Here is a 14,870-nt window from a genome sequence, read left to right on the forward strand (position 1 = left end):
TCTGATGTGGTATCAATACGCAGATACGATTGATGCAAGCTAACCCATACCCAGGTCATAAGGTGCAAGAATCCGCATCATTGACAGAGCAAACACTAAGCAGACACTCAGCAAACATTAAGCAAGCCAGAGCGTGTAGTCGATACCGTTTTGTATAGAGTTGGCGACCAGTGCCTGGTTCTCGGGGCTGTCGCAAAAACTGGCCAGCACACCGGCAGCGCTGATTTTGCCGGTATTGAGCTGGTTGAGCCAGTAATCATAGCCCACCTGGTCAGGAGCACGGTGCAAGACATTCTGGTAGAAATTACCAACCAGGGTAGCATTGCTGGGGTTGCTGCCATACAGTTTCTGGAATTCGGGTGACTGGAAAAAACCGGCCGCCACCTGGGTCAGGCTGGAGCCCTTGTCCATGTCATTGATCCAGTAACCAAGACCTACCAGATCAGGCTTGCGATCAAATGCTGCCTGATACAGCCTGTAGACCTGGCCAGCCGTGCCATTGATGTCGAGAGCCAGCGCCTGGTCCTTGAATTGCAGGCGCTCTATGCTGATGAGCTGGTCGTTGCCATCGCTGCCTGCGAGGTCAGTGATGGCCCATGACTGACCATCCTTGCTTTTGCTGATGCTATAGCCTGTGCGCAGCCCGGCAAAGCTGGCCGTGTCCAGGCCATCGCCACCTGCCAGAAAATCGTTGCCCCCGCCGCCGGTCAGCGTGTCATTGCCGGCAAAACCATACAGGTAGTCGTTTCCTGCTGTTCCTGCCAGTGCTTCGTTGCCTGTGCTGCCATTGATGGTGATGCCAGTGACGGTGCTGACCAGCATGCTGATTGGCGAACGGCTGCCATCGGCAAAGCTCAGTATCTCTATCGAATATAAAGTGTCAGTGCCATCACGGTTGCTGGTTTTGTCCTGGATGGTGTAGCTGGCGTTGCCCGCATTGTAAGTGACACTGTAGTCAGCCGCATTGCCGCTGTAGTTGGCGGTGTCGTTACCGTCGCCACCATAGAGGCTGTCGTCACCTGCACCACCAACCAGGGTGTCATTGTCGGCCAGCCCATTGATGGTGTTATTGCCTGTGGTACCAAGCAGATAATCGTTATAGGGCCCGCCATTGATGGTGAGGCTGGGCGTAGCGATCAGCAAGCCGGGGCGGATATTGAGGACATCAGAAAACGACAGCAACTCTATCGAATAAAGTGTGTCAGTACCGTCGCGGCCATTGACCTTGTCGGCCACGGTATAGCTGGCGCTGGCGGCATCATAGCTGACAGTGTAGTCGGCCAGGCTGCCAGTGAACAAGGCGGTGTCAGTACCGTCGCCACCGTACAGGGTGTCATTACCAGCACCGCCGCGCAAGCTGTCGTCACCGGCCAGGGCATTGATGCTGTCACTGCCTGCCGTGCCTGTCAGCGTGTCGTTGCCGGTGCTGCCGTTGATGGTGTTGCTGTTGCCTGTTCCGGGGATGGTGTTAGTGAGCAGGCTGGCCGGGGTTTTGGTGCCATCGGCAAATCTCAGGTTTTCTACAGAAAAGATCGTGTCTATGCCATCCCGGTTACTGACACTGTCCCTGACGGTGTAACTGTCATTGGCAGCATTGTAAGTGGCAGTGTACTCATTGGCATTGCCAGAAAATACAGCCACGTCGTTACCAGCATCACCATACAAAAAGTCATTGCCAGCACCGCCATACAGGCTGTCGTCACCCGTAGCACCGATCAAGGTGTCATTACCACCGCGGCCTTCGATACGGTCATCCTTGCTGTCACCTATGATCTGTTCATCGGTATCCCAGCCTACCAGATACAACGGTGCAATTTTATTGTCCCAGATATTGACGACATTGGTCATCGTGGTCGGCTTGAGTGTCCACCCCATGTCCTGCAACATGGCAAGCTCCAGCCTGCCCAGCAGGTAACGCTCGCCGTAGTTATAGTAATAGCCGTTGAAATTGCTTGCCTCCAGCCAGGGCATCTTGCTGTCTGCCACAGCGGGGCCAGTACCCAGGTGATAGATGCTCTGGGTGCCGCCAACCCGCACCTCCACCGGTTCTCCCAACAAGGCAAGAACGGCAGGCCCGCCCAGCGAGGCAGTATTATTGCTATTCACAGTCAGGAAAGAATCCCAGACCGATTCATAATTGCCTGGCAATTTGCCAACGCCGTCACGGTAACCAAGAAAACCCATGCCATGCAGGAGCTCGTGCAAAATTCCGGTAAACGCATCAACCTTGCTGGGATCGACCGTGCCGCTGATGCTATTGGCAATATTGGGGTCCCAGTACAGTCCACTGGCATAGGACGAAGTCGGGTCGATATTGATGATCAGGTCTGGCTTGTCTGGCGAAGGATCTATGCCAGTGCGCGATTCCGTCACCAGCGATGCCTCATACACATCCAGGCCATTTTTCTTGCCAAGAAGAGATGCGGTGTAACTGCCACTAAATCGTCCGGTCGCAGTCGTATCTGCGTTGACCAGGATGTCTATCGTGCCCTTGAACACGACAAACTGATCAAGGTACCTGATCGCCGCATTGATCGTGGCCGCCAGCAAGGGCAAGGATGCGAGCTTCCCTGCGACATCGTTATAGGTAATATTGACGTTGGGCATGAACGCTCACCTTGATGCACATGAGTTAATTACAGCAATATACCCCTAACTTCAGCAGGCGTAATCAAAATGCAGTGAATAACAACAGATGTAAAAAAGTATGCCCGTGAGCAAGTTTACTCAGTGGCTTTGCCAGCACATTCCTGTGCTGGCATGAAGATTTAACCGTCAGGCCAATCACTGTTTCGCTGGCAGACCAAAACCATCAGGCAGGCGGGCAATGACCTGACCTGTCGCTGGGGAATAGAAGATCACACCTTCGATAGTTGTGCTTAAGTATTTCTTCTGGCGATAGCTCTCTTTGGGATTATCCCTGGTTGGCTCTGAGTGATAAAAATCATAGATCAGATAAGGCTGGGTGATCTTGGCGACGACCAGGGCCTTTATCGCAGGCAGCTCTTTTGCTGCAATGGCACTTGGCATGCTGACGCGGGCAGCGGGGATCAGGTCCCTGTAGTAACCTACCTCACGCTTAAAGTCGAGAAATGGGATAGTGGGTGACGCCAGGCCCAATACTGTCGTCGAGGTCTCTTCAACATTGACCGTCGCGCCATAGGCATTGCTCGCACGATATGTCCTGGTCTTGTCAATATTAAGATCAAAATCAAGCGCATCCAGCCTGTCGACTCTTGCACCTTTAATGTCATGGTTAGGTGAGCCTATACCATTAAGAGACGCATTGGTGGGGAGCATGTAAAACAGCGCATCACCAGCGTCTGCATCGTATTTATACCTGAAACCGACAGGAAGAGAATCTGCAACAGAAACCGGGAAGGCAAAAGCGAAATAATCATCAATGTTTTGCCCACCAGGGAGTTTAGCTGCATAAGCCTTGGCTTTACGGTTGTCGAAATCTGCCGTGGTTTCAAACTCCCCTTTCTTAATGAGGGACATTTTCTCAAGTGCATTGATAGTCTCAATTAAATTCGCACCTTTGAAATTGACTGGGAGTTTATCCTTCGCCAGCATCTCGATGGAGAACTTACCAGCTTGCGCTTGTTTGGCATTTGGCGCGGCAGGCTTTGCGCTCGGTGTTGTACTTGCCACAGCAACATTTGACAAGACTACGCTAACTGCGATTAACAGCGTTGAGGAAATTTTCATGGTCTGAAAGAATTGATGAAAGCAGTTGATAAGAAAAGTTGATAAGCACAGCGGGTGAAATTTAGCAAAAAATGACCTGCACAAAGTGTTCAGGGAATGTAACTGTCCAACCGGGAAAACGGATAGACCTGAGCAAACGCAGATCACAAAAATGTGCGCCCGCCTGTTGCACTGTCAAAGTCTGGTTCAGGCTACAATACTACAAGAATTCTCAGGGGAAAAACCACTTCCGGGACAGCCATCATCAATAATCACAAAATTTATTATTCTGCATCAATGCCAGGGATAAAGACAGAGAACTGTATGACGGGTACTGAGAACTTGTCCTGGTCTTAACGGAGCGTTTGCATGAACAATAGTACCCGCCAGATTGTTTTTATCGATGGAGTCGGCGGCAAGCGCTATATGCGCGGCACATTTGTCCGCTACTTTGAACGACGCGGCTACAAGGTACTATGCTTTGACTACAAGGTATCGTCCCAATCCTTTGATGAAATCCAAAAGAAGCTCAGCGAATTTTTATCTGCGGTCGGCAGTCAAGGTGAATATCATGCTGTCGGCTATTCTTTTGGCGGCGTGCTTCTCAGGAGCCTGAGCGAGCAACTGGAGCCGCACTTGCGGCCCAGGCGTGCAGTCTTGCTGGCATCACCACTACGCGCCATGCGGCTCGCCCGCAGATTGCATAACTGGAAAATCTACCAGATACTGACTGGCGAATGCGGCCAATTTGCCGCTGATGAAGAAAGGATGAGCAAAGTCCCCATGCTCAACATTCCCTGCGCCCACATCTATGGCACATGGCCCTGGCTTGGCGCTTTCTGTTTTTTCTTTGGCTTTAGCTTGCCACACGATGGCATGGTTGCTGCTGATGAAGCCATTCCATCGTCACAGGCGCAGGCGATACCTGTACCGGCAAGCCATGCTTTCATTCCATCGAATGTGCATGCATTGAGGGCCATGGAACGATGCTTTGCTACCGAGACTTCGGCAGCAAAGCACAGTTGCGATAAATGCCTTGTAGTGTCATCAACACATTGATGACCACATTCATCTCAATCATTACAGTTCTCATAAGCAGCAATCGGCTTATTCAGCCCGCTCATATTCCCAATGAAAATTCAGTGAATTGAATTTATCCGTACTATGAGTGCCAGAGATATTGACGAGTCTGGCAGCAACCATATCATCAAGGCCCGCATCAAAATAGCGGCCATTGATGTGATCGCCAATCTTGCCAGCCTGGATAGATCGCCCCAGATTGGTTTCGAGTATCAGTCCCAAAATGATGTTATCCCATTCAAGAAGGCGGACATTACAGATATATTCACCTGTTGCCAGTTTCAGTGTCTGTTTGTCCCCTTCTGTCTTGCCGACGGAAAAACTATCGCCTTTAACAGGTAATAATTGCAGGCCGCAAAGAAAGGCATGTGGTTGATTATTGGTATGCGTCCACAATACGACTTCGCCCAGATCATCAAGCTTTGAGGCAAAACTGTTGGTAGAAGGCATATACCCATAAGCAGTCGTTACTGCGATTTTCTTTTTGCCCGGCCCAGGTTTTTTCTCTCTGTTGAAATAAGGCCACAGGTACACCTGTGCCAGGATAACGTCAAGTTCGACATCGAATTTCGCCTTTACCCTGGCCACATGCATTTCCTTGGCTTTATCTGCCTTGGCCTTGGCATAGGGATCGTGAACGCGTGATGAAGGTGCGAAAGTATGTGAAACACGCCAGCCTTCATAACGATCTTCGACCCAGTATTCTTCCAGCCGCCCCTGCCTGCTGGAAGTGACTTTTACATCACTGACGATAAATGACAGTCGCCATTCCATCGCCTTTTTGCGGCTGGTACTGGCGGCCAGGCCAAAGCGTGCTATGGCTTCGTTTAAAAATTGCAGTTCATCACCATCTGCCTTCAGCGCAGCCTGGTCAGTGCTGGCTAGGAGCAGGTTCGCCTTATTATAGTGACTAACCATTTCCATGCGCATAGTCAGCACCATCGTGCCCCAGGATGCCATGAGTGGCAGCACGGCAAGGCCGCCATCATTATCGAGATAGTGGTCTTCTACCTGCGTAGCCGCTGTAATGGCAGCAATCAGCTTGATGCGCTTATTGGTCAGGTTAGTGGTAGTCAGATATTCCTTGAGATTTTTTTTGATGCCTTCCAGGGTCTGGGTCAATGTTTTGATTTCAGCCTGTTTCAGCAAATCCTTCATACGCTGTTCAACATAGGCGGTGATCTGATCCCAAAAATTCTGATCGTGATTGTCAGGCCAGAAGAAGCCGACAATGGCCTGCACAGCACCACCAACTTCGGGCATCTTGTCTATCAGTGACAGCGTTGCCTCACGTATAAAATCGGTATGCACCTTGAATGCCATTGGCTCTCTCACCAGATAACCAGTACTGGCCGGCATAATGCTGAACAACTGATAATCGCGGTTGGCTATATTGGTGTTCAATTGATTTTGCTGTACTTGCGCGCCATCTTTCCCGGCATCTTTTACTTCCAGCGTCAGACCACTATGAGCAGCCTTGATGTAGTAATAGCCCTCACCGTTCGACATCAGCCTGAAACGCTGGTTGGGCGAATTACCGTTTGAATCACTCCAATCCCATTGCAACAGCTCTGCGTCTGCATCTTGCGAAGCGTTCTTGATATCCCAGTACAAACCGGAATGACTCATGATCACATAAAAGTGCCCCTTGCCATTGCGGGCGAAACGCACTTGCTGGGCAGTGCTGCCCTGGATCGCGTTTTGCGACTCTATCTTCAGCCCTTTTTGTTTTTCCTGCCTTTGCACGCCCAGTGGCTGCTTGCTATGTTTGGGGATGATGAAATAAGGTCTGTCGTTCTCAAAATTGAAGGCCATGCAAAACTCCAGGAAAAGAACCGGCATGCGCCACCATGGCGACAAACATCAGACCGGGGGAATCAAAAGACGGGATAAAAAGACAGCTCAAGAACATGCATTTTATAATCAAATGCACAATCATGTTTCCTTTTTAATCATTACGGCAGTGTTGCCGCGTTTGCTCTTGTGCCTGGCTTGCCGGGTAAGCCTTTGTCTGTGCACATAACAGCGACCCGCCATGGCAATTTGCAAGCAGTGCCATAAGACAGCAATGGCTGAATGGAAATTGTCTATGCCACCAATTTTAAAGCGGACAGCATGCCTGCGCAGTTTTCATCAGATATGGCAGGCCGAAGTCATCAAGAAAAGAAAGCATTTCCCTGCACATATCTCCAGTCGCATATTCGGCATCTTCTTGCGTCAACGGAGTATCCATGAAGCATTTCATAATGCCCCAGTACCTGATCATCGTATTTTTTTCCCAATCGGTTTCTGTATAGGCAGCAGATGCATTTGCTCTCTTCAGGGTATCAGGGTCGGCATATACATCCTTTGCCCTTTCTATCGAAGCCATTTCTTCTGCCGGGCCAAAAAATCCAAGCGGGCTGCCAAATTCCGTTCTATACAAATACACTTCCTGCAAACCTGCCAGAGCATCAAGATTGCCATCGTTAGCATCCAGCTTCTCAACAGCAGTTCGATGAGCCTCTACAAAATCCAATACGCCATCACTTCTTCTTGACCACCCTATACCGAGATTGCAGTCATTGCCGGATGAATAGAATTCGAGAGCCACAAAACAAGAGAAATTATCTGATACTCTCCAACGCCAGACGCAAGAGCCCGGACGCTGTGCACCAAGCTTGATTTTTTTATCCAGCTTAAATAGACCATCTACAATGAGCCTGGTGTCTATACTTTGCTGAATATGTACCCTGAATTCTTTTTCCATCTTTATGTATCGTCTGGTGTATCAGCCTTGCATACATGCGCCCAGAAGGGGCTGTTGTTGAAGCATGAGCAGCTATACGAAATCAATTTGAACAGAAGTGCAAGATGTTCTACCTACAGCTATCAATTTGAATTTTTTGATTTCTTTCCCGGCATCTTTGAACATCGCTTGCAAAACCAGCTCTGAAGGCATTTCTGATTTATTGACGAGAAGCTGTATTTTCTTTAAGTTTGGCAAGCCTGCAAGCCCCGCCCAATGTGGCGAAACAGCGAAGCCGCCTAAGCATAAAGTCACGAGGCTATTCGTACCTACTTGCTAAGATGCAGCCGCATTGAGCGCCGGGGAAAATTTAATCACTAAAAATAGTAATAGCTGAAGGGCAGGAATTCCCCATACGAAAATATGGACTGTTGCAAAGCCAGAGATGGGCGACAATTTGACCTTGACCAAGGGATGAAAGCGATTTTCTGTATAACCCGCGTTCCTCTTTGCTGTTTCAAGTCGCGCCGTACAGCATGCACTATCCTGTACTTTGCTGTGACCTTCAACGGCAAGCAGATGGTGGTAAAAGCCCAATTCAATTTCCAGTCTATGTAGTGTTTCGCTTCTCAAATTGTATAGATGACGACAACGCAAATACCACAATAGCCAACAAAGTAAAACAAATAGCGAAAAGAGAGGGAGTCCGACAACGATGGCAAAGCTATACAATCCTTTGTCCTGGATAAGAGCAACAGATTCTTTGCGCAAGACAAGTCCGGTCAAAAGAAACACGGCTGCAATCAAGATACTCCCTATTTGCCAACTTAAAGAATCATAATGACGAAGCATTTCTTGCGCTGCTGAATACTCCAATTTCTTTTTTTCAAATTCATTATCATCGCTCATAAGAACCCTTTCCATTTAGAGTTACTACTGAATAGATATTAAATTAAAGACAATGAAATTGGAATTATTTTGACAATATAAATTGTTAATTAATTATTCGTGATCAAATATTGTTTTGCGACATATATGAGCGAAGTTAGTGGATGCTCAAGGTAGACAAAACCATAATCGTACATACCAGTTAACCTGAAAACATCAATCAATAACACGCCCATGGGACGGATACTGGCCGGACAATATTTCCTGATCAGTCAGTTCGTCGCCGTACCAGAGTATGACTTTGTATGCACCAGCCCCGAACGCCAATTCACGAAATGCGCGGCCCTCTACCTGGGTAAAACCGCCGTCAGGATTGCCGAGTGGGTGGAAGATGATGATGGGATTCATCGCCATGGCAGAACTGGACTTGACGCGCTGAACAAAGGCCTTGATGAGTTGCTGTGCCACGGTAAAATCAGATACAAGTGAGCGCGGATGAGCAAAGGGATTAAGCACAACGGCGCCGGCTTTTCCCGCTATCGAAGACCGCGCCGCAGCGCCAACACCCAGTATCTTTTGATCAGGTGGCGCACTGATCGCCAGTTCAGGCACTTCTGAAATGCACTCTCCCGATTTGATATTCTTCACGCTTAGGCGATCAGGAGAAATCTGGATGTAGATATATTGCTTGAAGGAATCGAACATAGATAAATTATTTGTGAGGCAGGCGAAAAGACGCGATAAGATTTTTGGGTACAGATACGATCATGCGAAATCCATCTCGCCTACCTGGGCTGTGCAAACTTCGCTTGATGCTGTAGCAGGATTTTTCGCATGTCAGGGGCAATAAACCAGGCATCTTCAATATTTTCTTGCTCCGTACTTGCGTAGTACCAAACCGAGTAGATGTGCAGGGTTATGTTATTTTCTATCAGCATCACTATATTTTTCCATAGATGACTTTCCAGAATAATCGTGTCTGCTGCATCAATGACAGAATTGAGTATCACTTCCATCAATGTGAATTTTTCGTCGTCGCTTAATGCCAAATTTTCATACGCAACAACAAAATCTTCAATTCTGGCAGGATCAGCTACCGCATAATGCCAGTCATAAGCCAGAGGTGGGGGTGGTAAATCAAGTTGCCTGGCAAGTGCATACATAGCCTCGCCGGTTGGGCATCTCCATTTATGTTCCAGATCGACAAACATGGGATTCCTATTTTTTCCACAGAATGATAAACACTAACTACATATCAGTTGGACTCTACACAATCAGCCTGGATCGGTCTCATCTATTTTTTGAGGATTTATCTTTTCACTAGCAGCCCAATATTTGGGCGGATCTTTTTTCAACAAAGCCAGATTGCAAAGCGTTGCCAGCAACCATGGTGCCAATAACCAGCCTTTGACGGACGGAGCTCCAAAAAAAATACAGGCAACCCCCAGGCATATCCAGGCAACAATCATCAACGCCGCCAAAATGCGAGATACCCTGATCGCGGGCAATAGTGACCAGCCCAACAAGACAAGCGTCAGCGTGCACGCAAAAAAAATGCCACTACTGCTACCACTGCCACCACCGCCAAAAAAGCCTGACAACATGACGAATGCCATTGCTGCGGAAGCAGCGAGGACGGATAAGATAATCCGAAGAAAGACATGAGCGATTGCGTCAGCCATGAGATTGATGTGCCGTTTTCTATAGGAGTTTTGAATCAAGAAATATGAAGCAATAAAAAGCAATTAGTAAGTACAGGCCTAATGTGAATACTTGAATAAAAAACTTGTCTCGTAGGAGCAGCTTTAGCCGCGAACCGACCATCGGTCATACTTGATTAATCATGGTTCGCATCACACAAATTAGCTGCTGAAGCCGTTCTTACGGGTGGATAGAAATCTGGCCCCTATCTAAAGGGATACATCAATTTCCTGCGCCTATTCAGTTTGCAAGGAAAAACCAATAACTGAGACTCGCTCTTTTGGTTTATTTTTACTTTCAAAGAATAGGTACTTAAAACCATCGATGTTAAGCTCTTTAAATAAAAATAAACCTTTATTTGAATACTCGGCCCGTTCAAAAATTCGATTTCCATTTTTAGGAATCTGATGCTGCAGTTCAGAATAGGTGCCAGAAGTCCCCAGCAGAAGTTCTTGCGGGGAGTAGCAAGAGAAGTATCTGAGGTCGCTGGCAAATCACTATCCAGATATGCCCATTTCAAGGCTGCGACGGATGCAGCCCAATATACGCCAGTAATGAATGGGGCCAGCGGGTTATCTCTTTCCAGATTTTTATTATAAGCTTGGGTGCTGACATAAAGATTTGCCCCAAGACTAAAAAAACCGCCGGAAATTGCTTCCGCATTTTCTCCAATCCTGGATAAGGACATCCATTTTTTCAATCGTAGCGCTTCGTCCAGTCCCATCGTTTACTTTTGTGCTTTGGCCATTTAATCATTGTTGGAATGAGATGCAAGTCTGTCACAGTAAAGTAACGCCCCCTACCCTAACATCCCTCTCAACACATCCCGCGAGTCAAATGCCGCGCGGCGCAGACGGTCATTCACGCCTTGCCAGTCTTTGTCTTGTGGCAGGGCCTCTACCAAAATCAAATCTGCATGGGCATGATCAAGTTCACGCAAACCCGCATACAAATCATGGGCATAGCCTACCGGGTCGGCGGGCAGGTGGCGCCATGCTTCTGCGTGGATGGCGGGGTGGGCCTGGTAGCTCATGAGGGCGAGCTTTTTATTTTTGGCGTGCAGGCGGTTGACGGTGTCGTCCAGCTCTGCGGCTTCGACCAGAATTACTGGTGTGTGTGGCGCATAGTGGGCGTCCAGGGTGCCGGATGCGCGTGGGGCAGCAGCGTCTGGCGCTGATGGTGTGGTACCCAGCACGGCAGCCATTTGGGCGACAGTGATGTGGCCTGGGCGCAGCAGCACGGGGCCGTGGGTGGCGAGGCGACTGAGATCGACGATAGTGGATTCTATGCCGACATCGCTCTGGCCGCCGTCGAGTACGCTGGCGATGAGGCCACCAGGCTGTATCTCTTGCTCGAACTCTTCTTCTACGTGGGCTGCCATGGTGGGGCTGACGTGGCCGAATTTATTGGCTGATGGTGCAGCCACACCGCCCTTGCCCGCCTTGAAGGCGCGCAGGAGTTCTTGTGCCACCGGGTGCGATGGGCAGCGTATGCCTACCGTGTCTTGCCCGCCTGAGACGGCATCGGGGATATGGTCAGCACGTTTCAGGATCAGGGTCAGCGGGCCGGGCCAGAAGGCGGCGATGAGCTGGTGCGCTTCTGCCGGGATGTCCTTGGCCCAGTAGCTGATGTCAGCACCAGGGGCAACGTGGACAATGACCGGATGATTCGATGGCCTGCCCTTGGCGGCATAGATATTGGCAACGGCGACCGGGTTTTCTGCATCCGCACCAAGTCCATAGACGGTCTCGGTCGGGAAGGCGACCAGTTGGCCGCGTTCGAGTGCTTCCGCTGCTTCGGCAATAGCGCAGGGAGTACAGGCGACGGATTTCATGCCCACTCCGGCGCTGCTATGCCAAGGATGGTGCAGGCTTTGCTGAGATTGGCCTGCGCTTCTGCCATGGTGGGTGCGGTGAAAGTGACATGACCCATCTTGCGGGCGCGGCGGGCTTCTGCCTTGCCGTACAGGTGCAGGTGCGCGCCAGGGATGGCCAGCACTTGATCCCATGCGGGTTCGCGCATGGTGTCGGTGTCGCCTTCATACCAGACATCACCAAGGATATTGAGCATGGCGGCTGGCGAATGCTGGCGCACATCGCCCAGCGGCAATTGTGCGAGTGCCCTGACCTGTTGCTGGAACTGGCTGGTGACGCAGGCATCTATCGTGTAATGGCCGCTATTGTGCGGGCGTGGTGCCATTTCATTGACGACCAGACTGCCATCCTTGAGCACAAAAAATTCTATGCACAGCACGCCGACATAGCCCATCTCCGCAATGATGTGCAACGCGGCAGCTTGCGCCTTGCTGGCGACATCTGCCGATACATGGGTGCTGGGGGCTATTGTGGTGAACAGGATGCCGTCGCGGTGGACGTTTTCTGCAATCGGGTACACCACTGCTTCGCCATCGACGCCACGGGCAACGAGGACGGAGACTTCGTAAGCCAGTGGCAGCATTTTTTCAAGTACGCAGACCTGGCCGTTCATGCCAGCAAAGGCTGCGGCGAGTTCGGCACGGTCACGCACGCGTACCTGGCCTTTGCCGTCATAGCCCATGCGCACGGTTTTCAAGATGCCGGGCAAGAGATCATCACTGACCTTGGCAACATCATCCTGGCTGGTGATACCCCAATGCGGTGCCGGGTACACATGCGTGGTCGCGCCACAGCGGGTGAAGAAATGTTTTTCTGCGAGACGGTCTTGCGCGATGGAGACACAGGCAGCAGCCGGGGCGACGAAGCTGGTTTGCGCCAGCAGCTTTAAACTTTCTGCTGGGACGTTTTCAAATTCTGTGGTGACAGCTTTGCTGAGCTTGGCCAAGGCCATCAGGCCAGGGTGGTTTTCATAGCCAGCCTGGATATGCTGGCCTGTCACTTGCGCGGCAGGGCAGCCTGCTTCAGGCTCCAGCACGGCCACCTGATAACCCATGGCTTGCGCCGCCTGGGCAAACATGCGGCCCAGTTGGCCACCGCCCATGATGCCAAGGCAACTGGCGGGGGTATTTGGTAACAATGGCTGGCGGGGCTGTGGATGAGTGGTCATGGTAGTGATTTCAAACTAGGGATTGTTTGTACACAATAGTACAAATCAAATGAGGTACGGATATTTAGGTGAATTTGTTCGTGCTCGGTGATTAGGTTGCGGTCGTAGGTTGGGCTACGCTTCACCAGCCCAACACTGGGCCTCAACAAACGTATACGTGATTCAAACGCCGAGTGTTGGGCTGATAAGACGTAGCCCAACCTACGAGGTCAGCCCAACCTACGAAATCTTCCGCTATCAACGAAAATCTAAACCGGCAACACCATATCGCGTGCAACTTGCGTTTGCTTTTCGCGGAACTCGATTAATCTCGCCGCCAGTGCATCATCGGTCGTCGCCAAGATCGCAATCGCGGCAAGGGCTGCGTTTGCTGCGCCTGCCTCGCCTATCGCGAAGGTTGATACCGGTATGCCTTTTGGCATTTGCACGATGGACAGCAATGAATCTTCGCCACGCAGGTATTTGGATGGCACGGGCACACCCAGTACTGGCACGATGGTCTTGGCGGCGATCATGCCTGGCAGGTGGGCTGCACCGCCAGCACCGGCGATAATGGCGCGCAGGCCACGCTCGCGGGCGGTTTCTGCATAGCTGAACATTTCATCGGGCATGCGGTGAGCAGAGACGACCTTGGCTTCAAAGCCTATGCCAAATTCCTTGAGGATGGCGACGGCGTTTTGCATGACGTCCCAGTCTGAGGATGAACCCATGACGACGCCGACGACGATTTTATTTGTAGTCATCATCAGTCCTTCAGGCTTTCGCCGGTCAGGCGTTCCAGCGCTTCACGGTATTTGGCGGCAGTTTTTTGCACGACTTCATCCGGCAGAGCTGGTGCTGGCGCGGTCTTTTTCCAGCTGGTGATGGTTTCAAGATAATCACGCACGAATTGTTTGTCAAAAGACGGTGGTGAAATGCCGGTGGCATAGGAATCAGCAGGCCAGAAGCGGGAAGAATCGGCAGTCAGCACTTCATCCATCAGATGCAACACGCCATTGTCATCGAGGCCAAATTCAAACTTGGTGTCGGCGATGATGATGCCACGGGTGGCGGCGTATTCTGCGGCTTCAGTGTAGAGCTGTATGCTGATGTCGCGAATTTTCGCGGCCAGTTCTGCGCCTATACGTTGCTCGGTTTCTGCATAGCTGATGTTTTCATCATGCTCACCCATTTCTGCCTTGGCAGCCGGGGTAAAAATAGGTGCTGGCAACTTGGCTGCCTGTGGCAAGCCTGCTGGCAATTGTATGCCGCAGATCGCGCCTGTTTCTTGATAATCTTTCCAGCCTGAGCCGATGATATAGCCACGTACCACGGCTTCTACCATGATCGGTTTCAGGCGTTTGGCGACGACTGCACGACCTTTGACTTGCGCGACTTCATCGGCTGCCACGACGGATTCTGGTGCAACACCTGTCAGGTGGTTAGGCACGATGTGACCCAATTTTTCAAACCAGAAATTCGCCATCTGGTTCAGCACGCGGCCTTTGTCGGGTATCGGTTCATTCATGATGACATCGAATGCGGACAGGCGGTCACTGGTGACGATGAGCAGCTTGTCGTCGCCGACAGCGTAATTGTCACGTACCTTGCCACGGCCCAGCAAAGGCAGGGAATGAAGAGTGGAATTGATTTGCGTAGTCATGAGGGATTTCTTTATTTCGTCAGATAGGGTTTACACAAAATTGTTGGTGTAGTTGGTAGGCCGTAATTCGTAGGTTGGGCTACGGGGTATCAGCCCAAT

The 14,870-nt window shown here is 50.5% G+C and carries 15 protein-coding genes; 1 reads left to right on the forward strand and 14 read right to left on the reverse strand.

All coding sequences use genetic code 11. The annotated features are described in order from the left end of the window. Positions 1 to 117 precede the first annotated feature (117 nt). A complete protein-coding gene (locus tag UNDYM_RS19210; RefSeq protein WP_162042476.1) occupies positions 118 to 2,607 on the reverse strand; it encodes a DUF4214 domain-containing protein in 2,490 nt (829 codons plus the stop codon). Between the two features lie 177 nt (positions 2,608 to 2,784). After that, positions 2,785 to 3,711 carry a hypothetical protein gene (locus UNDYM_RS19215; RefSeq protein ID WP_162042477.1) on the reverse strand — a complete coding sequence of 309 codons (927 nt, stop codon included), beginning with the start codon at positions 3,709 to 3,711 and terminating at the stop codon, positions 2,785 to 2,787. A gap of 348 nt (positions 3,712 to 4,059) precedes the next feature. Here UNDYM_RS19215 and UNDYM_RS19220 point away from each other — a divergent pair, with 348 nt between their 5' ends. After that, positions 4,060 to 4,749 carry a triacylglycerol lipase gene (locus UNDYM_RS19220; RefSeq protein ID WP_162042478.1) on the forward strand — a complete coding sequence of 230 codons (690 nt, stop codon included), beginning with the start codon at positions 4,060 to 4,062 and terminating at the stop codon, positions 4,747 to 4,749. 48 nt (positions 4,750 to 4,797) lie between these two features. On the opposite strand, the gene UNDYM_RS19225 is transcribed toward UNDYM_RS19220, so the two are convergent. The 12 genes from UNDYM_RS19225 to UNDYM_RS19280 all read right to left on the reverse strand — a co-directional run bounded on the left by UNDYM_RS19225 (position 4,798) and on the right by UNDYM_RS19280 (position 14,771). After that, a complete protein-coding gene (locus UNDYM_RS19225) occupies positions 4,798 to 6,585 on the reverse strand; it encodes an RICIN domain-containing protein (protein WP_162042479.1) in 1,788 nt (595 codons plus the stop codon). A 286-nt stretch (positions 6,586 to 6,871) separates the two neighbouring features. Then, the gene (locus tag UNDYM_RS19230; protein ID WP_162042480.1) at positions 6,872 to 7,519 is read right to left on the reverse strand and encodes a hypothetical protein; all 648 of its coding nucleotides are present in this window, start codon (positions 7,517 to 7,519) and stop codon (positions 6,872 to 6,874) included. 72 nt (positions 7,520 to 7,591) lie between these two features. Next, the gene (locus UNDYM_RS19235; RefSeq protein ID WP_162042481.1) at positions 7,592 to 7,813 is read right to left on the reverse strand and encodes a hypothetical protein; all 222 of its coding nucleotides are present in this window, start codon (positions 7,811 to 7,813) and stop codon (positions 7,592 to 7,594) included. Positions 7,814 to 7,834: 21 nt separating this feature from the next. Next, positions 7,835 to 8,407: a hypothetical protein gene (locus UNDYM_RS19240; RefSeq protein WP_162042482.1), complete on the reverse strand. Its 573-nt coding sequence runs from the start codon at positions 8,405 to 8,407 to the stop codon at positions 7,835 to 7,837. A gap of 195 nt (positions 8,408 to 8,602) precedes the next feature. Further along, a complete protein-coding gene (locus UNDYM_RS19245) occupies positions 8,603 to 9,034 on the reverse strand; it encodes a rod shape-determining protein (RefSeq protein WP_232063549.1) in 432 nt (143 codons plus the stop codon). A gap of 137 nt (positions 9,035 to 9,171) precedes the next feature. Next, the gene (locus UNDYM_RS19250; RefSeq protein ID WP_162042484.1) at positions 9,172 to 9,597 is read right to left on the reverse strand and encodes a hypothetical protein; all 426 of its coding nucleotides are present in this window, start codon (positions 9,595 to 9,597) and stop codon (positions 9,172 to 9,174) included. A 63-nt stretch (positions 9,598 to 9,660) separates the two neighbouring features. Then, positions 9,661 to 10,068, reverse strand: coding sequence for a hypothetical protein (locus tag UNDYM_RS19255; RefSeq protein WP_162042485.1), 408 nt, complete (start codon positions 10,066 to 10,068; stop codon positions 9,661 to 9,663). Between the two features lie 224 nt (positions 10,069 to 10,292). Beyond that, positions 10,293 to 10,811, reverse strand: a complete 519-nt coding sequence (locus UNDYM_RS19260; RefSeq protein WP_162042486.1) for a hypothetical protein — start codon at positions 10,809 to 10,811, stop codon at positions 10,293 to 10,295. A gap of 75 nt (positions 10,812 to 10,886) precedes the next feature. Beyond that, on the reverse strand, positions 10,887 to 11,921 hold the full coding sequence (locus UNDYM_RS19265; RefSeq protein WP_162042487.1) for an L-threonylcarbamoyladenylate synthase: 1,035 nt from the start codon (positions 11,919 to 11,921) through the stop codon (positions 10,887 to 10,889). After that, entirely contained in the window at positions 11,918 to 13,129 is a 1,212-nt protein-coding gene (locus UNDYM_RS19270) for a 5-(carboxyamino)imidazole ribonucleotide synthase (RefSeq protein WP_162042488.1), read from the reverse strand. The genes UNDYM_RS19265 and UNDYM_RS19270 overlap by 4 nt, the downstream gene beginning before the upstream one ends. Positions 13,130 to 13,377: 248 nt before the next feature. Then, a complete protein-coding gene (purE, locus tag UNDYM_RS19275) occupies positions 13,378 to 13,875 on the reverse strand; it encodes a 5-(carboxyamino)imidazole ribonucleotide mutase (RefSeq protein WP_370529350.1) in 498 nt (165 codons plus the stop codon). Beyond that, complete coding sequence (locus tag UNDYM_RS19280) at positions 13,875 to 14,771, reverse strand: phosphoribosylaminoimidazolesuccinocarboxamide synthase (RefSeq protein ID WP_162042490.1); 897 nt, start codon at positions 14,769 to 14,771, stop codon at positions 13,875 to 13,877. Before UNDYM_RS19280 ends, purE begins: the two co-directional genes overlap by 1 nt. Between the last annotated feature and the right edge of the window lie 99 nt (positions 14,772 to 14,870).

This window comes from Undibacterium sp. YM2 (assembly GCF_009937975.1).
GTDB lineage: Bacteria > Pseudomonadota > Gammaproteobacteria > Burkholderiales > Burkholderiaceae_D > Undibacterium.

Bases quoted from the DNA above. Each gene is read 5' to 3' on its own strand.
- UNDYM_RS19210 (WP_162042476.1), bottom strand. From the start codon at position 2,607: ATGCCCAACGTCAATATTACCTATAACGATGTCGCAGGGAAGCTCGCA.
- UNDYM_RS19215 (WP_162042477.1), bottom strand. From the start codon at position 3,711: ATGAAAATTTCCTCAACGCTGTTAATCGCAGTTAGCGTAGTCTTGTCA.
- UNDYM_RS19220 (WP_162042478.1), top strand. From the start codon at position 4,060: ATGAACAATAGTACCCGCCAGATTGTTTTTATCGATGGAGTCGGCGGC.
- UNDYM_RS19225 (WP_162042479.1), bottom strand. From the start codon at position 6,585: ATGGCCTTCAATTTTGAGAACGACAGACCTTATTTCATCATCCCCAAA.
- UNDYM_RS19230 (WP_162042480.1), bottom strand. From the start codon at position 7,519: ATGGAAAAAGAATTCAGGGTACATATTCAGCAAAGTATAGACACCAGG.
- UNDYM_RS19240 (WP_162042482.1), bottom strand. From the start codon at position 8,407: ATGAGCGATGATAATGAATTTGAAAAAAAGAAATTGGAGTATTCAGCA.
- UNDYM_RS19250 (WP_162042484.1), bottom strand. From the start codon at position 9,597: ATGTTTGTCGATCTGGAACATAAATGGAGATGCCCAACCGGCGAGGCT.
- UNDYM_RS19255 (WP_162042485.1), bottom strand. From the start codon at position 10,068: ATGGCTGACGCAATCGCTCATGTCTTTCTTCGGATTATCTTATCCGTC.
- UNDYM_RS19260 (WP_162042486.1), bottom strand. From the start codon at position 10,811: ATGGGACTGGACGAAGCGCTACGATTGAAAAAATGGATGTCCTTATCC.
- UNDYM_RS19265 (WP_162042487.1), bottom strand. From the start codon at position 11,921: ATGAAATCCGTCGCCTGTACTCCCTGCGCTATTGCCGAAGCAGCGGAA.
- UNDYM_RS19270 (WP_162042488.1), bottom strand. From the start codon at position 13,129: ATGACCACTCATCCACAGCCCCGCCAGCCATTGTTACCAAATACCCCC.
- purE (WP_370529350.1), bottom strand. From the start codon at position 13,875: ATGATGACTACAAATAAAATCGTCGTCGGCGTCGTCATGGGTTCATCC.
- UNDYM_RS19280 (WP_162042490.1), bottom strand. From the start codon at position 14,771: ATGACTACGCAAATCAATTCCACTCTTCATTCCCTGCCTTTGCTGGGC.